Source organism: Neptunomonas antarctica, assembly GCF_001305295.1.
Classification (GTDB): Bacteria; Pseudomonadota; Gammaproteobacteria; order Pseudomonadales; family Balneatricaceae; genus Neptunomonas; species Neptunomonas antarctica.
This window is the reverse complement of sequence record NZ_LJSI01000054.1, coordinates 41,598-62,722: the sequence shown is the minus strand read 5'-3', so window position 1 is coordinate 62,722 and position 21,125 is coordinate 41,598. Positions and strand designations below refer to the sequence as shown.

22 protein-coding genes are annotated in these 21,125 nt (G+C 45.2%); 10 read left to right on the top strand and 12 right to left on the bottom strand.

Going from position 1 to position 21,125, the window contains the following annotated elements; genetic code table 11:
* The first annotated feature begins 188 nt into the window (after window positions 1-188).
* The 3 genes from Nant_RS19530 (at window position 189) to Nant_RS19520 (ending at window position 5,083) form a co-directional block, all read left to right on the top strand.
* Window positions 189-2,081, top strand: a complete 1,893-nt coding sequence (locus tag Nant_RS19530; RefSeq protein ID WP_054343362.1) for a hypothetical protein — start codon at window positions 189-191, stop codon at window positions 2,079-2,081.
* Between the two features lie 25 nt (window positions 2,082-2,106).
* Window positions 2,107-4,164: a toll/interleukin-1 receptor domain-containing protein gene (locus Nant_RS19525; protein WP_054343361.1), complete on the top strand. Its 2,058-nt coding sequence runs from the start codon at window positions 2,107-2,109 to the stop codon at window positions 4,162-4,164.
* Window positions 4,165-4,279: 115 nt separating this feature from the next.
* On the top strand, window positions 4,280-5,083 hold the full coding sequence (locus Nant_RS19520; protein WP_054343360.1) for a sulfite exporter TauE/SafE family protein: 804 nt from the start codon (window positions 4,280-4,282) through the stop codon (window positions 5,081-5,083).
* A 30-nt stretch (window positions 5,084-5,113) separates the two neighbouring features.
* Here the strand turns inward: Nant_RS19520 and Nant_RS19515 are convergent, their stop codons facing one another.
* Window positions 5,114-5,599: a MarR family winged helix-turn-helix transcriptional regulator gene (locus Nant_RS19515; protein ID WP_054343359.1), complete on the bottom strand. Its 486-nt coding sequence runs from the start codon at window positions 5,597-5,599 to the stop codon at window positions 5,114-5,116.
* 128 nt (window positions 5,600-5,727) lie between these two features.
* Between Nant_RS19515 and Nant_RS19510 the strand changes: the two genes are divergently transcribed.
* Window positions 5,728-6,678, top strand: coding sequence for a DMT family transporter (locus tag Nant_RS19510; RefSeq protein WP_054343358.1), 951 nt, complete (start codon window positions 5,728-5,730; stop codon window positions 6,676-6,678).
* A gap of 69 nt (window positions 6,679-6,747) precedes the next feature.
* Here the strand turns inward: Nant_RS19510 and Nant_RS19505 are convergent, their stop codons facing one another.
* Window positions 6,748-6,957 carry a DUF2798 domain-containing protein gene (locus tag Nant_RS19505; protein ID WP_054343357.1) on the bottom strand — a complete coding sequence of 70 codons (210 nt, stop codon included), beginning with the start codon at window positions 6,955-6,957 and terminating at the stop codon, window positions 6,748-6,750.
* Between the two features lie 122 nt (window positions 6,958-7,079).
* Between Nant_RS19505 and Nant_RS19500 the strand changes: the two genes are divergently transcribed.
* Together Nant_RS19500 and Nant_RS19495 are read left to right on the top strand one after the other, a co-directional pair.
* Window positions 7,080-7,961: a LysR family transcriptional regulator gene (locus Nant_RS19500; protein ID WP_054343356.1), complete on the top strand. Its 882-nt coding sequence runs from the start codon at window positions 7,080-7,082 to the stop codon at window positions 7,959-7,961.
* A 145-nt stretch (window positions 7,962-8,106) separates the two neighbouring features.
* Entirely contained in the window at window positions 8,107-8,946 is an 840-nt protein-coding gene (locus Nant_RS19495) for a class I SAM-dependent methyltransferase (protein WP_054343355.1), read from the top strand.
* 171 nt (window positions 8,947-9,117) lie between these two features.
* On the opposite strand, the gene Nant_RS19490 is transcribed toward Nant_RS19495, so the two are convergent.
* The 4 genes from Nant_RS19490 to Nant_RS19475 all read right to left on the bottom strand — a co-directional run bounded on the left by Nant_RS19490 (window position 9,118) and on the right by Nant_RS19475 (window position 14,073).
* On the bottom strand, window positions 9,118-10,665 hold the full coding sequence (locus tag Nant_RS19490) for an SLC13 family permease (protein ID WP_082400415.1): 1,548 nt from the start codon (window positions 10,663-10,665) through the stop codon (window positions 9,118-9,120).
* Between the two features lie 175 nt (window positions 10,666-10,840).
* A complete protein-coding gene (locus Nant_RS19485) occupies window positions 10,841-11,200 on the bottom strand; it encodes a hypothetical protein (protein WP_054343354.1) in 360 nt (119 codons plus the stop codon).
* 56 nt (window positions 11,201-11,256) lie between these two features.
* Window positions 11,257-12,570, bottom strand: a complete 1,314-nt coding sequence (locus Nant_RS19480) for a cation:proton antiporter (protein WP_054343353.1) — start codon at window positions 12,568-12,570, stop codon at window positions 11,257-11,259.
* 267 nt (window positions 12,571-12,837) lie between these two features.
* The gene (locus Nant_RS19475) at window positions 12,838-14,073 is read right to left on the bottom strand and encodes a winged helix-turn-helix domain-containing protein (RefSeq protein ID WP_238377199.1); all 1,236 of its coding nucleotides are present in this window, start codon (window positions 14,071-14,073) and stop codon (window positions 12,838-12,840) included.
* Window positions 14,074-14,283: 210 nt separating this feature from the next.
* Here Nant_RS19475 and Nant_RS21630 point away from each other — a divergent pair, with 210 nt between their 5' ends.
* Window positions 14,284-14,457: a hypothetical protein gene (locus Nant_RS21630; RefSeq protein WP_179078917.1), complete on the top strand. Its 174-nt coding sequence runs from the start codon at window positions 14,284-14,286 to the stop codon at window positions 14,455-14,457.
* Between the two features lie 88 nt (window positions 14,458-14,545).
* On the opposite strand, the gene Nant_RS19470 is transcribed toward Nant_RS21630, so the two are convergent.
* Window positions 14,546-15,781: a hypothetical protein gene (locus Nant_RS19470; protein WP_054343352.1), complete on the bottom strand. Its 1,236-nt coding sequence runs from the start codon at window positions 15,779-15,781 to the stop codon at window positions 14,546-14,548.
* Between the two features lie 588 nt (window positions 15,782-16,369).
* On the opposite strand from Nant_RS19470, the gene Nant_RS19465 reads away from it, so the two are divergent.
* Window positions 16,370-16,849: a YehS family protein gene (locus Nant_RS19465; protein ID WP_054343463.1), complete on the top strand. Its 480-nt coding sequence runs from the start codon at window positions 16,370-16,372 to the stop codon at window positions 16,847-16,849.
* Window positions 16,850-16,969: 120 nt separating this feature from the next.
* Here Nant_RS19465 and Nant_RS19460 read toward each other — a convergent pair whose 3' ends face one another.
* From Nant_RS19460 to Nant_RS19450, 3 genes are all read right to left on the bottom strand, one after another.
* A complete protein-coding gene (locus Nant_RS19460; RefSeq protein WP_054343351.1) occupies window positions 16,970-17,212 on the bottom strand; it encodes an RNA recognition motif domain-containing protein in 243 nt (80 codons plus the stop codon).
* A 79-nt stretch (window positions 17,213-17,291) separates the two neighbouring features.
* Window positions 17,292-18,017 (bottom strand): pseudouridine synthase, encoded by a 726-nt coding sequence (locus tag Nant_RS19455; RefSeq protein WP_054343350.1) that lies wholly within the window; start codon window positions 18,015-18,017, stop codon window positions 17,292-17,294.
* Window positions 18,017-19,099 carry a site-2 protease family protein gene (locus tag Nant_RS19450; protein ID WP_082400413.1) on the bottom strand — a complete coding sequence of 361 codons (1,083 nt, stop codon included), beginning with the start codon at window positions 19,097-19,099 and terminating at the stop codon, window positions 18,017-18,019. Before Nant_RS19450 ends, Nant_RS19455 begins: the two co-directional genes overlap by 1 nt.
* A gap of 492 nt (window positions 19,100-19,591) precedes the next feature.
* On the opposite strand from Nant_RS19450, the gene Nant_RS19445 reads away from it, so the two are divergent.
* On the top strand, window positions 19,592-19,816 hold the full coding sequence (locus tag Nant_RS19445) for a hypothetical protein (protein WP_054343349.1): 225 nt from the start codon (window positions 19,592-19,594) through the stop codon (window positions 19,814-19,816).
* Window positions 19,817-19,935: 119 nt separating this feature from the next.
* On the opposite strand, the gene Nant_RS19440 is transcribed toward Nant_RS19445, so the two are convergent.
* Window positions 19,936-20,301, bottom strand: coding sequence for a DUF2956 domain-containing protein (locus Nant_RS19440; protein ID WP_054343348.1), 366 nt, complete (start codon window positions 20,299-20,301; stop codon window positions 19,936-19,938).
* 165 nt (window positions 20,302-20,466) lie between these two features.
* On the opposite strand from Nant_RS19440, the gene Nant_RS21625 reads away from it, so the two are divergent.
* The gene (locus Nant_RS21625; protein ID WP_179078916.1) at window positions 20,467-20,637 is read left to right on the top strand and encodes a hypothetical protein; all 171 of its coding nucleotides are present in this window, start codon (window positions 20,467-20,469) and stop codon (window positions 20,635-20,637) included.
* 125 nt (window positions 20,638-20,762) lie between these two features.
* Here Nant_RS21625 and Nant_RS19435 read toward each other — a convergent pair whose 3' ends face one another.
* The gene (locus Nant_RS19435; protein ID WP_054343347.1) at window positions 20,763-20,948 is read right to left on the bottom strand and encodes a hypothetical protein; all 186 of its coding nucleotides are present in this window, start codon (window positions 20,946-20,948) and stop codon (window positions 20,763-20,765) included.
* Between the last annotated feature and the right edge of the window lie 177 nt (window positions 20,949-21,125).

Below are 21,125 nucleotides of genomic sequence, written 5' to 3'. Positions count from 1 at the left end.
TCGCTCAAATCCAGGGATGATAAGCCTGTTTCTTTAATAAAGAACCGTCTATTGCAGTGAAAGGTTGCATGATTACGTAAAAATCCTATGTGATCAATGAGGAGGTGACTTGCGCTCTGCACTGGGCTATTGTTTTATTTATAAACAATTACTGACTCAAATTCACTTTTGATATTGAGGAAAGTGCAGTGCACGCACTCCAAGATCACCTGTCACAAGAATCAACGCCCTCTAGTGCGTCAGTTCCCTTTATTATTGGCGTCACTGGTCATCGAGATCCTTATCAACTTCAAACGGGTAATTCCTCAATAGTTGAAATTAAGGACGCTATCAAAGACTGTATTCTTTACTGGCGTAAAAAATTGGGTGAACAAACGCCTATCTGGTTGATGAGTGCGATGGCTGAAGGGTGTGATTTATTGGCAGTTCAGGCTCTTGAAGAATTACGAGACAGTGGTATTGATGGCACGAATAATTTTGAAGTTTTTCCATGCTTGCCAATGGCAGAAGAAGAGTATGAAAAAGACTTCGTGACGACGCCAGAAGAATACCAATTTGGCCTGTCTGGATTTAAAAACCGCTTGAACGCCCATCGCCAGAATATGATAGTGGTTAGTGAGCCGTTTCAAGCAATGCGAACCACGCCTTTATCTGCCGAAATGGATGCCCAGCAACAACGGGACTATCAGTACTTAAATGTAGGATTGTTTATTGCTAAATACAGCCACGTACTTATGGCGCTATGGGACGGCAACCTTAGCAGAGGTGTTGGCGGCACCGCAGATATTGTTAGATACAAGTGTGGTGAACGGTTAGATTGGTGTAGCAATGCTATTGCTGTCGGATTGCAGCCCCATAGTGAATTTGATGGCCAAATTGGTGGTGTTGTTCAACATATTTCTATTAATCGACGTCAGTCTGCTTCAGGAATCCCCTTATTGTCAAAACTCGTTCAACTAGAGCATAAAGACTATCACGACACACCCTATCCACTTTATGTCAGCTACTGCTTGAATAAACAAGAAAACCCCATTAAGGAATTTTTGAGTAACGAATTTGCTTTGCTTAACCAGCAACTTGTTCGTTTCAATATCTTTGCAGAGCGAAGTCATGTCGACGCATCAGAGCATAAAATAGCAGGGATAGAAGAAGGCTTGAAGAAATCTGCCAGCTTATTTTATCAAGCAGATGCTTCGGCTTTAGCGTATCAAAAAAGTTATCGCAACAACCTTGAAAGCTTTATTCGCATCGCACTTTACGGGCTTATCTCATATGAGCTGATGTCTGCACTACTCAATAAGCCGCTTGGTATAGTCTTCAATGTGACAATCTTGGTCTGTATATTGGGCCTGGTATTTTTAATCAAACAGGAAAAGAAAAACCAAACCAAGATTAAATATCAAACCTTCCGCTGTGTTGCAGAGGCTCTCAGAATTCGTGCTTACCTGAATCTAGCCAATGTTCCGCCAGACGTGAAGCCCATTATTCCTCGACGATACAGACAAAATTGGCCAATCATTAACTATGTCTCCAGACTTGCCGAGCTAGTACTGTGGACACAAACGGTGAATGCAGATATCAGGTTAGTGAAAACCGAATGGTTACAGGGACAAATAGACTTCTTAGATTCACGTCTGCAAATGACCAGCAAATCAACGTTAAAAGAATTCTTATATAAGCGACCAAAGAAGGCTGCTACGTTTTTAGCCCGCTGGTCTAGTCGGGCATTCACTTTGGCTATTGTTGTTGCCGCGGTATTGATGGCTATCCAAATGGCTCACGAATTGCGACAGAATCAATTAGATAATTGGCTCGCTATATCTACGCTTACGCTGCTAGGCGTTCAGTTTGCATTGATGCTAGGGGCTGTTATGGCATTGTGGCAGGAACTGGCTAACTATCATTACACCTATAACGGTTATGAAAACTTACGCATGCTGTATGTTCGCGCATTGTATTTATTGGATAAAGAGCAAGATAGTTTGCAAACCGAAATGCTGGCTGAGTTGGCACAAGAAGCAATGGCAGAGCATGCTGTATGGAATCACTCGGAACATCAAACGGACCTAATCCATAGGTAAAATAACAAAAACAGGGATTATTAGCGTGCCAACTGAAGATAACAAACCAAGTTATGATGTGTTTATTAGCTATGCCGGGCCGGATGAAGATGCTGCGAAAAGCCTATGTGAAGAGCTTGAAAAACAAGGATTACAATGTTGGATAGCGCCTCGCAATGTACGGGCAGGAAATAAATACCTCGAAGAAATACTTGAAGGTGTGATCCGCTCCAAATGCCTGTTGCTGTTACTTTCCGAGAATACCAAATTTGCTGAATATGTAGAAAACGAAGTTGAACGCGCCAAAAGCTATCGCCGTAGAATTTATACAGTTAGGTTGGAAGAGGTAGCTGTCCCTAAAAACCTTGAGTTGATTTTGGGCTCAACTCAATGGGTTGATAGTTGGGCGGCCGATTACCCCGAACGACTCCAACAAATCGTGGCAAATGTAAAGCAAACAGATCAGCCTGGTTTTTCTCCCACCCCTCCTGGCCTTGGCTTGAAGCTGTTTCGAATTTTACGTAAAAATACACTGGGCATAGCCACAGTCGGCATCTTGTTATTTTTTGTGGTGAAGTTTTTTTATAGCTCTGGTCTGAGCAATATGCCCAGTGCATTAGACGGTATATCTGACGTTTCTGTTGAAGATTTCCAAGTTAAAATAAACCATTATGAATTGGGGGATAGTTACCGAATTAATTTTACTCCCATCGGAGTGGGTTTGGCGTCGAGTCTCTCGTTAATTACCAAGCAATATTACTACAATCTTAAGTTTGATAACGGCACCAGCGTGCGTGAGATAAACGGTTTAGTGGGTGCCCAAATTGAAATCCCTGAATTCGATGAAGTCCCACTCAATGTTACGCTTATCCTGGAAGATTTAGACGGCGAAAAAAGCGCACCGCTACATTATGCAATACCTCAGTTGCCATATTTAATAGAAGAGGCTAAGCATAAACGAATTAAAAAACTGATTACTCTTTTCAACAAAAGCGGCACGACCTACTGTTCACCTATTACTCCATTTTATGCAGGAGTCAAAGCATGTTATTTCGGCTCATTTGGGCAAGGGAAAAAGTATCAAGAGTTATTAAGTTACATTAACTATTTTTCCTATGGCGAACAGAAAAACGCACTCATCAATCGAATAAATTTACAAACATTGGATACTCAAGGGGTGGCCGGTTACAAGCTCAATGATTCGAATGGTACATTTGAATTTTTCATTCCGATGACGGATAAAACTCATTTTTATCAAGTGGAGTATATCAATGGTGAAAAAAGCCCGGTGTTTAGTCTGAATTTATCTTCGCCTAATGACGGTAATAATTATCATATAAACTCATCCACGCCGGATGCCATTCCGCTGTTTTTGTTGCAATGGTTGCCAACTAGCCCATTGCTAATGGTTGCTGCTACAGATAGCAATGTGACAGCCCTTGACTGGCAGATTTACCCCAATGTGAATAATGCGTTCACGCCAGTCGGAACATGGTATCACTCCCCACTTTCAGATGGATTAAATAGCCAGGAAACGGTCAAGCTAATAGCAACGCACAAAGATGGAAGCGTATCCGAATTTCAATATTCACTTAACTTTAATACAAAACTCAACGATCAGCGCTTAACTAAGAACAAACAGCAAACTAAAAACCTATTTCAGTGCAACTCCTATGGTTGCGTTTTCTCATGGTTACAAGCGACACAAGAAGACGTGGATACCATAGAAGATATTTTAATAGGCGTTAAGTCTGACAGACTTGTGTCAATTACAAAGGGTGACATTAACCTACTTACCAAGGATGCTGAAAAGCAGCGATTAGCGATGCTTGCAGATGAAGAGGCAAGGCCTGTAAAAAAAGAAAAACAATCGAATTTGAGTTTTGGCACTCCAGTTAACAGCAGAGACCCTGTTCCCCTCGTTGAAAGGTTGCGGCTGCCGATAAAATTTGAGGTGAGAAAAGACTGGAAAATTCGCGAAAAAACTCGAACGTCGCGCTTTATTTCGTACTCATTGCCGCTATCACCACTATTCATTCAATTTAAGTGGATAGACGGCTCCTATTCAAAAGTAATGGTAGTACAAATAACAAAAGACCAATAAAAATAGCACTGAGTTCATATTGCTCACTTAGCATGCTTATCTTAATGTGCAGTTTTAGGCTTCGCTTCAACCCCCGGTCCGTTAATCCGGTTATTTGATCAATATTGGAATCACAATGTTAGCGTATGAAATGATTGTAGCCTTTCTGTTGCTGGGTGGGTTTGTCGGTGTGATGGCGGGCTTATTAGGGATTGGCGGTGGTGGCATTATGGTACCGGTGCTGACGTCGCTTTTTATTTATCAGGGCGTTAGTAATGAAATGGTCGTGCATTTGGCGTTAGGTACATCGATGGCCTCGATGGTGGTTACTGCTTTCTCCAGTTTGCGGTCACATCATGCCAAACAGGGTGTGTTGTGGAATGTGGTTAAAGCCATGTTACCCGGCGTATTAATGGGTGCTTTTGCTGCTGCGTTTCTTGCTTCGCTGCTAAGTACGCTGTTTCTGGCACTACTTTTTGCAGCATTTATGTTGTTTGTTGCGATCCAGATGTTTTTAAACAAAAAACCAAAACCGGATAAAGAATTGCCAAATAAGACCCGTTTGTTTTTGGTCGGAGGCGCTATAGGGAGTATCTCGTCACTTGTTTCGATTGGAGGGGGCTCATTGATGGTGCCCTATTTTGTGTGGCGAAATGTAGATATCAAGCAAGCGATAGGCTCATCTTCTGCGGTTGGCTTTTTCATTTCGCTGGCAGGCACGTGCGGTTATTTGATCAGTGGTTGGGAAAGTACTCATGAAGAGGCATTTGTGATTGGTTATATATATTGGCCAGCCGTCTTGCTTATTTCAGCGGTCAGCTTTTTTACCGCGCCGCTGGGCGTCAAGCTGGCTTATCGTATCCCTGTCGCTAACTTAAAGAAAATATTTGGGTTCTTGCTCTTCGTCTTGAGCATTAAAATGCTATTTTCTGTGCTTTGATACTTCCGGCTCATCTGGTGTAGATTATTTTCATTCCAGCCCATCGAGTAATTTTCCCAGTAAACTCTCTAGCATCTCTTGCTCTTCTTGGCTTAGGCAGTCCAGTGAGCGTGCTTCGTTTGCCACATGTAATGGCACCAGGTGGTTCATTAACGCTAAACCTTCTTCAGTTAAAACTACCAGTGTACCGCGCCGATCTTCCGGGTTGGGCGCACGTGCAATCAAGCCGGCTTTTTCCAGCCGGTCGAGCCGATTGGTCATTCCGCCTGATGAAATTAACAGCGCTTCAAATAGCTGTGTTGGTGCCAGTTCATAAGGCGCGCCAGAGCGACGCAGAGTGGCCAACACATCAAACTCCCCCAGCTGTAAACCGTGGCTTTTAAAGAACGGGTCCAGATAATCCCGAGTAATTAATCGAGTCGCTTTACCCAGATGTGCAATTACTTTCATCGGTAAAAGGTCGAGTTCGGGCATCTCGCGCTGCCATTGCGACGTGACAAATTTGACTTTGTTCATTGTTATATATTTATCTCCACGTTAAGATACTTTTCATCAAGAAGCTTTTTACTAAGAGGTTTTGTAATAAGAAGCTTTGTAATAAGAAACTTATCACTAATATATTACCACGCGACAGGAGAAGCGCGATGCCGGTTAGCAAAAATCTGAATAACCCACTATCACATCAGCAAATAGTGAGTAAACAAAACAGCCGAGCCAGCTTATATGCATTTGCTTGTCTGCTGTTGGTGGGCGCTTTTCTGGCACTGTCTTTAGTGGTGGGTAAATTGGCCTCCACAGCGGGCGCGCCTCTGTTAACTTTTCTGATGATATCTATGTTGGGCGCGAGTGTGATGCTTTGCATTATATCTGCAATTAAACGCCACCCTATGGCATTAAATAGACGCATGATTGAATACGGCATCGTTTCAGGTGTGCTGTTCGCACTGCCCAATGCGTTAGGCTTTTTGGCGATACGTCATGTAGGCGCGGGGTTTATCTCGTTGAGTTATGCTTTTCCTATTCTTATTACCTGGCTGCTAGCGGTAGTGCTGCGCATGGAAAGGCTGCGGGTATTACGTTTTTCCGGTGTCATGCTGGCGCTAAGCGGCGGCATCATTCTGGCTGCATCCAAGAGTGCTGATGCCAGCGAAGCACAAGGCTGGATTATTCTGGTACTGTCGTTGCCTGTTGTTATTGCCTGCGGAAATATCTATAGAACATTACGGTGGCCTGTAGGAGCGTCTCCGGTATTCCTCGCGGCGTTGATGATGCTGGGAGGTGCCATTACTTTACTGCCGTTCGTATTAGTGCTCGAAGCAGGGCAGGTGCAGGCACTGTTCGAATCTACTGAAACTATTCAGTTACTTGCCTTAGAAATTGCCATATTCACTGTCCTTTACCTGTTTTACTTCTTGCTCCAGCAGCTTGCCGGCCCTGTCTACTTTAGCCAGATAGGCACGGTGGCTGCACTCAGTGGTACTTTATTGTCTGTGTTTGTCTTAGGCGAAATGGCACCGCCAAATCTTGGCCTGGCGGGTGTATTGGTAGCGATTGGTATTGTGCTGTTTCAGCGCGGCGCTAAAGAACAATATTAGGGGCCGATGAAAGCCATCGGCACAGGGATAAACAGTCGCTGGCCTAAAGCGTCGCTTTGCAGCGCTAACTTAGCGGGCAAGCTTTGCTGATAGTTTGTAAATCTCGGGCCCTACAAAGAATGCGATCAACCCGGCTACCGGCCAGGCAAGGGTAAAAGCATGTAGCCATTGAGTGTAAAAACCAGGAGTCCATCCCAGATTGATCCATGTGACCCAGCACGTCATCAGTATTGATAGCAGGAAGGACATTAACAGGGCAAATATAATTCTTTGTTTCATTTTTACTCTCAGGTTACGTAGTTAGTGGTCTTATAAAAAAGTAAATCTATCCTAGATGTTTTTATATATGGAATATATGCTGTTGTTATCAACATTAAATTCCAAATATGAAATCGTAATTTATGTATGACGACATCGTTTTATTTATTCATATCGTTCAACATCGCGGATTAGCAGCGGCAGCTCAACAGCTAGGTATACCTGCCGCTACGATGACGAGAAAGCTGCAAAAACTTGAGCGCTCCTTGGGGTGTCAACTCGTTCACCGGTCTGCACGCCAGTTTGTGTTAACCCCTGAAGGAGAGGCGCATTATCTTGCGTATGCAAATTTAGTAGAACAGCTGGAGCTGACGCAGAGAAGCTTACGTGCTGATATGCATGAGATGAGTGGAAAGTTAAAAGTTTTAGCCCCAACAGGTATTTCTATTGGCCTGCTACAACCCATGTGGTCGCGCTTTATCAAAACTTATCCTGATATCCAGCTTGAGATAAGTTTAAATAATGTTATTGAAGACATGGCGCTATCAAAGGCTGACTTAGCGTTGCGTGTCGGCCCGCAACAAAATTCAGCCTTATATCAAAAGCATCTCGGCACACTACAAACAGTGTTGGTCGCGACATCGGGTTACCTGAAAAATAAAGGTGAGCCTGAAAGTCTGGATGCCCTGAAGGGGCATCATTTGATTGCGACAAAGGCCGTGTCTATATGGAATTTAGTGAATTCAAAAACAGGCCAGCAATATGAATACCGCCCTCGCGTTTCGACGTTATCGAACGATGTTTCCTTAATTACCCAACTCGCATGCGATGGAATCGGCATCGCATTACTGCCGATGAGCGAAGTAAAAAGTCATATCGAAAGCGGACAGCTAAAGCGGGTCTTGCCTGAATGGAGAGGCCCTGATAGAGACCTGTTCGCCGTGTGGCCAACGGGGCGTTTACTGAATGCCAAAGCGAGATGCTTACGTGATTTCATACACGACTATCTGAGGGAACATCTATAACCGGACATCGCTATTATTAACGATGCCCGGATCAGTTGATTTAAAAAGTCCACCAGACTGCCGTCATCTTTCCCTGATTTAGGATATAGGAAGCATAAACAGGGTATAGTGCGGATCAGAAAATCCAATAAGATAAGCGAACGATATGCCCAACTACTACCTTCATGCTGAAAATGCCAAACAGGCACTAGAGGCTCTGGCTAAGGGGCTTTCCTGCGTTCGGCTCTCAACTGACCTGAATATTTCGGAACGGGATTTCTCCCTGAATGACCAGGGCCTGATGCTCGACGAAGCCAATCAGCTCTCTGTCGATGAACTCAAATTTATTGTTAAAAAAACCCAGAAGATCTTCCTCTGCCATGACGGCGAGCTGGATCCACTGGAAGACCGCAGTGCAGGCTACTACAAGCTCGTTCCTACGGCTGGGTCACCGCTGCTTGAAATTAGCGGCGTTAAGATGCACATCTCCAAAGGTACTGACCCCTTTATCAGCGCCTCCGAGATGGCGCAACAGGCGGTGCGTACGGGTGACCGGGTGCTGGACTGCTGCGGCGGATTAGGCTATGCGGCCATCGCGGCTCATCGTCTGGGCGCACGCGAGGTGCTGAGCATCGAGCTGAGTCCGGAGGTGATGGCACTCCGCGCCCAGAATCCCTGGTCAAACGATTTAGAAAAGGAGGGGATTACTCAGCTTCAGGGCAGCAGCTATGAACTGATAGGCACCATGCTGAATAACTCCTTCGATTCGGTTATTCACGACCCGCCGCGATTTTCGCTGGCAGGGGAGCTGTATAGCGAGGAGTTTTACAGCGAGATTTTTCGGGTGCTGCGCCGCAACGGACGGCTGTTTCATTACACCGGAAATCCGCACGTAATAAGGAAGGGAAGTGGCTTTGTCGATGGCGTTATCCGCAGGCTCAAGTCGGCTGGCTTCAAAAACGTAGAAAAGGTCGATCGGCTCATGGGGGTCAGTGCGCAGAAGTAGCGAGGGAACCTTCAAGTACTAATTGAAAATACTTTGGCTGTTGATCGGCTTGTTGGTCTGCTTGTTGATCAGGTATGGATTCCGGATATCGCTATTACTAGTGATATCCGGATATGCCAAATAAAAGGCAGGTTAAAAGCTCGGTTAAAAAGCCGGGCTAAAAGGTAGAGACTAGAACTCCAGGCCGAAGACTATTTCCCCGAGCAACATAAACAGGCCGAAGGATACGATAATGGCCAGGATGTTCAGTAAGAAACCAGCCCGCACCATATCGCGTAACTCCATTTGTTCGTAGGAGAAAACGATGGCATTGGGTGGCGTGGCAACCGGCATCATAAACGCCATTGAGGCTGCCAGTGCTACGGGTATGGTCAGGATGCGCGGGTCTAGCCCAAAGCCAACAGCAACGGCGGCGAGTATCGGTAAAAAGGTGGCCGTAGATGCTGTATTAGAAGTGATTTCGGTCAGGTAGACGATCACGACAGTGACTAGCAGAACTAATGCAATCGTGCTGATATCGACACCAGCAACAGAGCTACCAATCCATTCAGCCAAACCTGTGGATTTAAAACCGCTAGCCAGCGCTAAGCCGCCTCCAAACAGCAATAATACACCCCAGGGAACATTTCTGGCCGCTTCCCAGTCTAGCGCAAATTCTCCTTTTGATCGTGAAATCGGCACCGCAAACAGCACCATAGCGGCGATTAGCGCAATCATAGTGTCATCAAGCGGTAAACCCGTTAGATCGACTAATACACCACGGAAAATCCACCCCAGTGCCGCACAAAGGAAAACGATACCGACCAGCTTCTCGCCGCGCGACATAATCCCCAGTGCTTTTAGCTCACGCTCGACAACGCTGCCCGGATCCTCGATGGCAATTTGGTGTGAAGGAAATAGCAGTTTTGTCAGAATAAGCCAGGTGGCGGGCAACATGATAACGACGACCGGTACGCCGAGCAGCATCCAGTTAAAGAAAGTGATTTCTATGTTGTAGGTGCTTTGCAAAAAACTGGCCAGCAGCGCGTTAGGGGGCGTTCCGATGAGCGTGCCCACGCCACCGATTGAGGCGCTGTAGGCAATAGAGAGCATCAGTGCCACACCAAAATTACGTACTACCTTTTTGTCTTCGGTTTGTTTAGAAATAAAATCAATAACTGATAAGCCGACCGCGAACATCATGATGGTGGTGGCTGTGTTGGAGATCCACATCGACAAAAAGGCAGTCGCGAGCATAAAGCCTAAGATGATTCTTGAAGGCGAAGAGCCTATACGGCTGACGATCTTCAGCGCGATACGACGGTGTAAGCCCACATGTTGCATGGCTGCGGCTAGCAAGAAGCCACCCAGGAACAGGTAAATCAAGGGGTGAGCATAATTGGCCGCAACCGGTTTCATCTTATCGATACTTAACAGCGGCATCAGGATCATGGGCAACAGGGCCGTTGCCGGAATAGGCACCGCTTCGGTCAACCACCACGCGACCATCCAGACAGCCATAGCGACCAAACGCCAGGCTTCTAATGGCATGCCTTCAGGTGCGGGTAGCATCAGAATAATCATGGCCGCAATGGGGCCGCCGATTAAGCCCGCCAAGCGTAAACCACTGACGGGAGAAGAGGTCGGATCAGGGCGGTTTTTATAGTCCGGGTCGCGCCGGTCACCCGGTGCCAGAAAATCCTGGTCATGAGAGGGGTGTTCTTGTTTATCTGTCGTCATTGGTCTTTACCCTATTAAAGAAACGCTCATGGGAATACGCACTGAAAAGGTAATCTTTATTCAATCAATTACCCCACACAATACCAATAGAATCTACAAGCCTTTTGTCGTGTACGGCTCCCGAAAATAAAAGCTTTTTAGAGCGCGGGATTTTAGCCTCTTTAGGTTTGGATTTTCAATCGCTTTTACAAGAGGACGCAAAGCGTTGCTGCCAGTTTCCGGCATGTGCGGATTCACAGGCCTCTTCTGAATCAAATTTCACATGCGGGTGAATATCTTTAAGCTGAATATTGGCAGCTCTTAATTTATTGCTTATGAGTGTGCGTAAAAAATCATCCTGGTGTGTACTCAGCGCATGTGATAAATCGCTGTTGGTCGTGAATACGCACACCACCAACAAAGAGGCTGGAAATGCGTTGTAGTTTACAAAATGGGTGATCCACTTAAATCCGCCCACTTCGTTAAGCGCCACGTCACAAACGTCGGTCAATGCTAGCCTGATAGCGTTTTCAATTTTCTTATCGGTCTTTTTCATTCAGTTAACGAGCCCTAAATTTTTAAAAATGTAAGTTAATAAACACTATTCACGCGTTACTTTTTCTCCGTGCGCGTCGCTTGTGGCGAGCGTCTGCGCAGGCTTTCAAAGCGTTTCAGCAGCGGCTTAACACTGATTCCATGAACCAGAATCGAGAGGGTGATTACGATCAGGGTAATGTGGATCAGCTCCAGGGCCAGAGATTCGGGCAGGCCGTGCTGGATCGCGAACATCAGATAATAGAGCGAGCCGATACCGCGCACCCCAAACCAGCTGGTCATGGCGCGGATGTCCATAGGCGTACGTGATGCCCATAGACCGATCAGCACACTGAGCGGACGCGCTACTATAAATAGGAAGCCCGCGGTAGCGATGGCTCGCCAGCTCCATGAATCGAGGAACAATGAGCCGCCCACTAACAGGATCAGGACCAGCTCCGAAAGGCGTTCCAGGTGCTCCTTGAAGATCAGGGATCCCTCGCTGACGCTGGCGGTTGGTGAGTTAACGTCCATGGATTGTGTTTCTGTGTCGGTCTTGTCGAAAATTGCCTCACGAGCCATGGAGCGGTGCTCACTATGGCGCAGCGCCACCGCCGCGAAAAATACCGCCAGAAAGCCCCATGCTTCGACCATTTCGCTGACCCCGTATACCGTAGCGATCAATCCCAGACCGAGAAAATCGTCCAGTAGATCATGGGTATGCGTGCGGCGACGCAGCATCATGCTCAGGCGACCGAGTGCAGTGCCTAATACCACACCGATCAGGATGCCGGCGGAGGTCGCCCAGAGCACGTCTACCAGTATCCAGCGTGCGCCATACGTCCCCAGATCGTGCAGGCCCAGCAGGCCCAGGCCGAGCATGACAAACGGAAAGGCACTACCGTCATTCATGCCGGCTTCGCAGGTGAGGGTGAACCGCAACCGGTCGTGATCGCCCGGATGGCGAATCTGCACATCGGTGGCTAATACCGGATCGGTGGGGGCCAGAATGGCACCAAGTAGCAACGCCGCTCCCAAGGGAAGCCCGAGTGTGAAGTGGCCGAACAGGGTCATCAGGGCAACGCTGATCGTCATGGCGCCAAAGGCCAGCAAGATGGGGCTGCGCCAGCGGGGAAGGCTGAACGGGACCGGCATCTTGACACCCGCAGCGAACAGGGAGATCAGCACTGCCACTTCAGTTAACACTTCCAGCAGTGGTGCTTCTTTCAGAGGGTTGAAATGGAAGGCGTTAAGCAGGGAGGGGCCGATAATAAAACCGACGGCGAGGTAAAGAATCGCGGAGGTGATCGGCAGGCGTTTGATCAACGAGGGAGTCAAGCCCATGGTGAGCAGGAGTCCGCCAATCAACAGAAACCATTGTGCACTAGTCATCATCTGTCCTTGTAGTACTGTGTGGTAATAGCGTATGGATCTTGATGCCGATGAGGCGTTCCAGGACAGTCGGCGAGGGGGCTATTACTCTCGACAGACAGGAGGCTGGTGAAGTCCACTGTAAGCGACGATAGTTTCATAGTGGACAGGTTATGGCCAGTACGATTGTTCTATTTTATGCTAAAAATATGGATTCAGACTAAGCGCCGCCTAGGTCTTATCTTGGCGTCTTATCTTGGCTTCTTATCTGAGCTCCTTATCTTGGTGTCACCCTATAGATTTTAGTGCACTGTGCAAACGTTGGGTTAGGTGCTGTGGGTGGGCCTGAATTAAAGACACTGAGTCACATTGTTGAAAATGACTGAATTCTGTCATGGCGTCTACAAATGACGCAATGACTGAATCCTCATCAAAATTGAGCGATTCTAAAAATAGCGACTCCAAAAATAGCGATTTGATCTCTAAATGACGAGTTTTGCGATGAGCTTTACAATCCATCCGCCCCATAAATTCACCCCGGTAAAGTAGAGGCAAACAAAAGTAGCCGTACTGACGTTTGGCCGCGGGCACATAGCATTCGATCTGATAGTTATATTGAAACAGTGTTTTTAGCCGGTCGCGCTGAATAACACTGTTGTCGAAGGGCGAAACAATCAACAAGCGGTTGCTTAAACGAGGAAGAGGGCGTTCGAGCGCACCCGTTTCCATAATAAACAGCTCGCCACTGCTGATTTGTACTTGCTCTAATGTGCCCTGTGCCAACCTTTCGTTGACCAGGGCTTTTACCGCTTTACGTAGTTCGGCGTTGCGGCGCAGGTAAGTCAGCCCTTTGAGCGATACAAGCCCGTGGCAGCGCAACTGCTGATCGAGCAAGTGCGCCGCAAATTCTTCTATGCTGGGCATGTTGGAGCTTATGTGAGATGGCAATACCCGCTCGGTCAGATCATAGGTCTTTTGGAAACCTTCGCGGTTGCTGACCATCAAATCGCCTTGCATATACAGCTGTTCGAGTGCTTTTTTGGCAGGCTTCCAATCCCACCAGCCTGCAGGCTTAGTGGTGTTGGTTTCTAAATCTCGCGAGCGTAACGGGCCATCTGAAGCTATGCGCGCTAACAACTCACTCATAAGCTTTTGATCAGGGTTTTTATACCAATGGGTTTGGCCGTTTTTAATAGAGTATTTATAAGGTAAAGAGAAGCGAAAATCAGCGATGGGTAAAAGCGCCGCTGCATGTGACCAGTACTCAAAAACATCTTTATCGAGCAGCAATTGATTTGTCATGGCAGGCGTAAACTCAGGCACTCTGGAATAGAGCACATGATGGTGTGCCCGCTCCACCACCGATATGGTGTCGAGCTGTACATAACCCAAGTGACTAACCGCTTCACGCGCCCCCGCCAAACCACGCCCAAAGGACTGAGCCTGCAGCAAACCTTGTGAAGACAGGGCAAGGCGGCGTAAGCGTGTGAGATCTTGTGGGTGTTTGATTTCAATCATGGTCATATTTGGCTGACGTTGGTTACATGGGGAAGTTGCTGCACGTGATAGCGATTTTTGTCGTTATTAGATGTTAACGACTAGCAAATGGCAAGGGCTTAACCACGAGGTTTGGTCTGGAAAAAACCGGACGCATTTGCAGGCATCAGCCGCATAGTTCGGATGGCTGACAGGCGATAATAGCGAAAACCGTGTACTACTTAAGTAAGAAGCCTGATGAGGCTGGGCGTTCGTGCTCAGGCCGTTGTTGCGTCTGGTATTACTAGTAAAGGCCCATGGCGCAGTTCAAAAACTCCGGGGATTAACCAAGCATTATCCAATGCTTATTTAAAGTCTCAGGGGCTTTACGTACTACGTGATGGCTGGATTAAGCTTCATTATTCTCAGTGAAACGCCCTGTGCGCATCCGGTGTGCTTGCATACCCGTAGGGTACAGGGTGTTGTGGGGGCTGAGGGTTAGATACCCTCGGCTACCTGATTAGTTTCGTTCTTCTAACGGCCACTCTGGGAACTCTGCTCTAGTAATATTTTGTTCTTCAGAAAAGCCCGGAGGAAAGTGTTTATTGAATTTTCCGTCACCTAAAGATGTGCATTGTCGTAATTTTTCAAGAGAGACTTTGCTATGTTCTTCAATCAACGAAATCAAGGCAAACCACAAACTCTCGACGACTTCAAATTCAGGTAAAGAGCCATTATGAGCTAGTTTATTTCTTCTTTGTCTTGCCTTGCCAAGTACATCAAAGTTAGGTTTTGAGATGTAACCTGCTTTTTTCAGTAAATTGTGTCTCACTGAAATTTTCCAGTCTTGCTTCGATTTCTGAAGCTGGGAATACTCTTTCGAAATGGAGCTTTCCAAATCTTTGAGGTTAGATGTAATCTTGTTTTCCCATAAGTAGCTAGTTATCTGTTCAACTGAAATCCATAGATTACTTAAAGCACCTGACAAATCCCATGCAACCAAAGCATTGTGCCCTTTGACAAGAAAGTTTGGTGACAAGTTGCCAATGTGTTCGAGAACTTGCACCCCAATCGAGAATGCAGATTTTAGATCAGACACCATTATGTAATTTGGGTGACAGAGAGCAATACGTTCAGATAATGATGCTGAATTACTACGAAATCTATTGTGTGTAGATACTATATTAGAGTGAACTCTTTGCCCTATTTCCGACAGGCTTCCACACTCTATGGTCTTATGACTTGTTGGACTTAAAATGAGTCCCCCCAGAAATATCGCTCCCTCTATATTGTTCATTGTGTTTAAGGCTACGCTTGCATCCGGAAATGTCGTACACATAGGTAAGGCTAATGAACCATCATGTGTTATCAATGCAGGTAACTCAGAATTAGAGAGTTTGATTGTTGTAGCAAGTTCTTGAAACATTGAACCTTGATAGTTGTTTGAATTTACTTGCTCCAACGATATTTCAAGAAGTGGCTTACTATCAGGCCAAACAAACGTTCCCACAGGGAACAAAAACGTTACCCATGCGGGGTTATATATCGGAACACTGGATGCTGGTTCTTTGTAACCATCAGGTAAATCGTTAATATTAACCCAATCAGCATTATGCCAATAAAACTCTCCACTTGGCTTTTCCTTAACGTTTTCGACTAGAGTCTTTGGAACATTACGATTTTTATAGGTTTTCAGATCTAGACTATTCTCGAATGCCCAAATCTTGCCTGTCTCTGTATCTTGGTAATGTTTCATTTATGCCTCCAAAGAAACTAACAGTCTATTTATAAGGAACGCGTCCTCATAATAATTATTATCAGGAATCCTTATAATTCCATGATTACACCTTCATGGTTTGTAACTAATTGAACTATATTTATAAATAAATGCATGGTGCTGTCTATGAAAGCTAAATAGGAAAGAATCAGTGACAAGGCGTGGGGACACAGCAAGAAAAATTACAATCTGTGAATGCACAGTTTTTGAGAGGTGACTGTTCAATGATGTGCTCCCATTCCTTAGGTTTGTCTGCCCAACTGCTTGTCAGGTGCTACGCGTGGTGTATTGCGTGGCTTATTATTCGCTAGACCATAACCAGATACCCGCATATGAGCAAGGCTTATCTATGGTGCGAGGGCACGTGATCATCGATTAAATGGAGCTCAAGAAGGTTGGATAGAAATTGAAGAGGGCTTAAGAAGAGGGATGTCTTTCATGCCTTGGGTGAGCACAGAAATAAAAATCTTGGATTCATTGAATCAAGAAAACGGTAAATCTGTTAAACTGCATTACCCAGCCAGTGAGTCGTTGTGACACCACTGCTATACCGATTAGAGCATGCCTGTGACCAATAATGATATTTTACGCCGTCTTCGCTATACCTTCGATTTTCATGATTCAAAAATGGTCGGTATTTTCCGTCTTGCTGAGCATCAGGTCACCCGCGTTCAAATTGCCGGGTGGTTGAAAAAAGAGGAAGAGGCTGAGTATCTGGAATGCAGCGATCGTGAGTTGGCGATTTTTCTGAATGGTTTAATTGTTGAGATGCGTGGTAAAAAAGAGGGGCCAACGCCAGAGCCTGAGACACGTTTAAACAATAATATTATTTTCAGGAAGCTGAAAATTGCGTTAAATATGACCGCCGAAGATGTATTAGATGTAATGTCGGACGCGAATACTAGTTTAAGTAAGCATGAACTCAGCGCGTTTTTCAGAAAGGCAGATCACCAGAATTATCGGGTTTGTAATGATCAGGTATTACGTAATTTTTTAACCGGTGTGCTGAATAAGTATCGCGATAAAAAATCGATGAAACCAGAGTAGTCGCTGTTTCAATACTTTTTCGTTAACCAGTTTTATCTACGTTTTTTCTAAACACTGCCGGATATCTCCGGCAGTGCTTCGTTTTTTACTTACTTAGCATTTCTATTATTTAGCTTTTTATTACTTGATGTCGGCTTTTTTGACGCGGAGAACATTGCCGTCAATTTTTTTGCCGTTCAGCGTAATGATGGCTGCTTTAGCATCGCCTTGTTTAGGCATTTCTACAAATGCGAAGCCTTTGGATTTACCGTTATGTTCATCCATTACCAGAGAACAAGACTGCACTGCGCCGTGAGCCTCGAACATAGCCAGGAGTTCAGCTTCTGTAGTGGTGCGGGGAAGGTTGCGTACTAATAATTTCATGGGGCTATGTTCTTCTGGGTAATTAAGTAGGAAGTCGATCAATAGATGTGATTCTAGCAGGAATTCCACCCGACCCCAATCAGCTTGGGGTACTGATGTGTTTTTTTAGCGTTGCGAGTTCTTCTGTGGTGAGTTCGCGTGATTGGTTAAGCGGTAAATCACCGAGCGCCAGGTTCATTATATGAATACGTTGTAAATCGATCACCTTGTAACCCACTGCGCGGGACATCCGCCTGATCTGGCGATTGAGGCCCTGGGTCAGCGTGATGGTAAATTGGTTTGTCTCAAATATAGTGAGTTCGCAAGGGAGTGTCAGCGTGCCATCTAAGTCTATTCCCTGCGTCATTCTTTGCTGAAAATCCGCATCTATATCCGGTTTTTTATAGTGGGGTTCTACCGTGACACGATAGGTTTTTGGGTGTGAGTAATCCGGCGATAGTAATCGATAACATAAATCGCCATCATTGGTTAACAGCATTAACCCGTGTGAGTCTTTATCGATCCTTCCCACGGGGAATAGGCGTATGGATACCGCCGGGGGTAGTACGAGTTGATTAACGATACTCTGTGGGTTGTCGGCATTACAATTACAGTCGACCCCCACCGGTTTGTTATAAAGCACATAACTGCACTGGTCGGGCAGTATCGCTAGGGTGCCATCGGCAATAATCTTTTCTTGTCCGCTGACAAAGCACGGGTGCTCGGCTATTACACCATCAATGGTGACGAGCCGTGCGGCGATAAGCTTGCTGGCAGAGTGGCGAGAGCAGATCCCCGCGAATACCAGAAACTGAGAAAGCCGCATTAGCTGGCTAATATTTTAAGGGGCAGCGCCAGTGCGTGGTTATCTCCCTGGCCAACCATCCATATAATCGCACTGAGGCCGCCAATGGTAATGAAATACCATAACGCGGATACGATTTGGGCATAACGATTGAGTGGCAGCAGTTGGCTTAAATGGCGGTGCTTCCATTCAAAAATGATCTCCATGCTGCCAATGGCGAGCAGAAAACCTAACAGTGCTAAGCCAAAATAGTAGCTGGCAAAAATCCCTAAGGCGGCACCTAAAACGCAGGCGACTAATCCCACGATGGAATTAACCGAGAAGGCGATGCTCTTTAATATATGTCCGCCGTCCAGTGGGAGAACCGGCAGTAGATTGAACAAATTGAGTAACGCATTAAAGACGGCAAGACCTGCGAACAACTCGATATCGGTTATCCAATACACGACCAGACAGACGCATGACAAAATTAGTCCGAAAAATGGCCCCATGATGGAGATGACGACATCTTGCCAGCGGGTGTTAATTTTATCATCAGATAACGCCAGCCCACCGACGAATGGAATCAGGTAGATGCCTTTGGTTTTCAAACCAAAGTATTTCATAGCCCGAATGTGACCGTATTCATGAAATACCAGACACAGAATCAGTGCAATGGCGAACTGAAACGAAAATAGCCAGGCGTAAGCGGCTAAGCTGCCGGCAGCAAACAGCACCTTAATGATTTTTGCGCTTTTAAACAGTTTCAGCGCTAATGAACCCAGTCCGATGATGCTTAATTTGTTGGGTGTTTTAGGGCGTTGCCGTACTTCTTGCGTTTCAATGTCTTTTTCATTGAGAGTACTTTGGCTAATAAGGTCATTATCAATATGTAGCTGATACTGCAGTGCAAAGGGTTGCCACGTCAGATCAATACTTAATTGGCATTGAAGCGTTGTCTGGTCTGCCTGTAAGGTAAATTGATGGACAGGTTTTGAAGAAGGGTCTGCGCTTGCATTGTGTTGCGAGACTAACTGGTTGTCCCAGTACAGGGCCTGCCAGCCGGCCATTGAGCCTTCAAGGCGTAGCTCCCGTCCCAGACATTCGATACGTAATAACTGCAATTTTATCTTCCATTTTAGTAACAATAGGTGCAAATTATCGCTAATTCCTTTGATCAGGCAAGTGTTATGCCTCATTTTATTTTTGAGGTGCTCAATTACATGGACATTAACTTGGTCAAAATGTAATGGTTAGCGAAGATGCTCAGGTATATGGATCGCTTCTGTGGTACAATTCAGCCCTATAGGCATCTATTATCCACAGCCATGTCGGGTTGATGTCTATACAGAGTGTCGTTCGATGCGTTTGCCGGACTTATGTCATGGTGACTAATTAACAGCTCTTTCCATAGTATTTCTCGTTTGCGCTAATGTTTTACCTTGAATCGCTTTACCTTGAATATTGAACTGGTTTTCCCCCATTTGCCTTTTTGTCGATAAACACTATTTTATTGGTTGAGGCTGTTTTATGGACAGACACTATCCTTCTGGTTATGTATCAATACATTATCGCCAGTAGATATTTTTATTTACTACAATATTGGAACACTATTAATGGCTACTAAGGCATTTATTCTTCAACGGATATGCGTTTTTGCGGGACAAGAGTTTGATCCCAACTCTGATGAAGAAATTACTAACGTTTTACGTGATAAATTTAACATTGCACTTCCGCAACGCCGTTCAATGGATGATTCCATGTTAGCGGTCGCCAGTGATCATGAACTTATTAGTTTGATTTTAGAATATCGTTCGATGGGCAAAGCGAAAAGAGCGTAGTCAAGGCTGGTCTCTCTGCTATTACACTTCTCAAGTATCTATTTAAAAGCACTATTTTTCAGCGGATGCTGTATTTAAAGGCTCTCTATTTAAACGTAGTGGGGTTTGTGAAATTGGTGTTATGAAATAAAATTATTGAGGAATTGATAGCCTGCGAACAATAGCCAGGAAAGCCCTAACAGTACCCAAGGTAATTTATTGCCGGATGAAATCGTTTGTTGGCTGTCAGGTTGGCTTTGAAGAGAGTTATCAGATTGTATGTCGAGTAGCGCTGAACTTACGGGCTTCAACTTTTTACGTAGACGATCTGTTTCCCGTGCCTTGGTTTTTTGCTGCTTTTTATACTGATCGATTCCTTTCTGTATTCCCTGAATAACTAGTTTTGTTTGTTCTTTCGTCTGGCCTGGTTTCTGTGTTGCCTTGGCAAGTCGCATTGCTTCCGTTTTTGTTTCGTCTGAAATGGTGCTTTTTGGGATGTGATTCATTAATTTTAACCTTCGCCTTTTAACCTTCCTCGGATGTCACAAAGTATAACCCGAACACGGCTGAAAATGACGAATCGCTGATGTAAAGACTGCCACAAAGATCCTTGTGTAAAACGATGCTTATTCGTATATTCCTAATCATGAAATTCATACAGTGAGAGAATTATGTCCAAGGTTACCGTTAAATTTGAATACGAAAAGGAAACCAAAAATAGCGTGCGTTATCAGGAGGTACCAGAAGAGGGAAAAGCACCTATTATGGGTACTTTGTATGTACAGAAGTGGTTTGCAGGTAGTACGAAAGCGCTTGAAGTCACCATCGATAAGAAGGATTAAGTGCTGATAGTAGAATATAACGTGGGCATAGCATTAAGGCTTGGCCTTAAAGGCGAATGTTTGCAGAGTGATGCTAGCGAATGCAGAATGCGCTAGCACCTCTGTACTATAGAAGAGAGTGTTAATTAATGGCGAGTTTGCTCTTCATCTGTATCAAACCAGAAATCAACATCGTTATTAACACAATAAAATTCTTCTTGTAATAGCTCACCATCAGGGCAATGAGGATCTCTCCAGCGTAAAAGTTCTTCAACGGGGATCACCATAGTTGTTCTGATATTTACCTGTTTCGTACGGCTTTTTATGTTCATAGCAGCATCCTCTTTTTATTAAAAATAGTTTGAGAAAACAAAGCCCATCAATAATCGTTATTTTCAAGGAAGTGTTTTTTAAAATATTTCTTCTATTCTTATTCTTATTGTTAATAAAAAATTTAAGATTAGTACATGAGTCCAAGTCTCTACGTAGCTATATGCTTGAAGTAAATC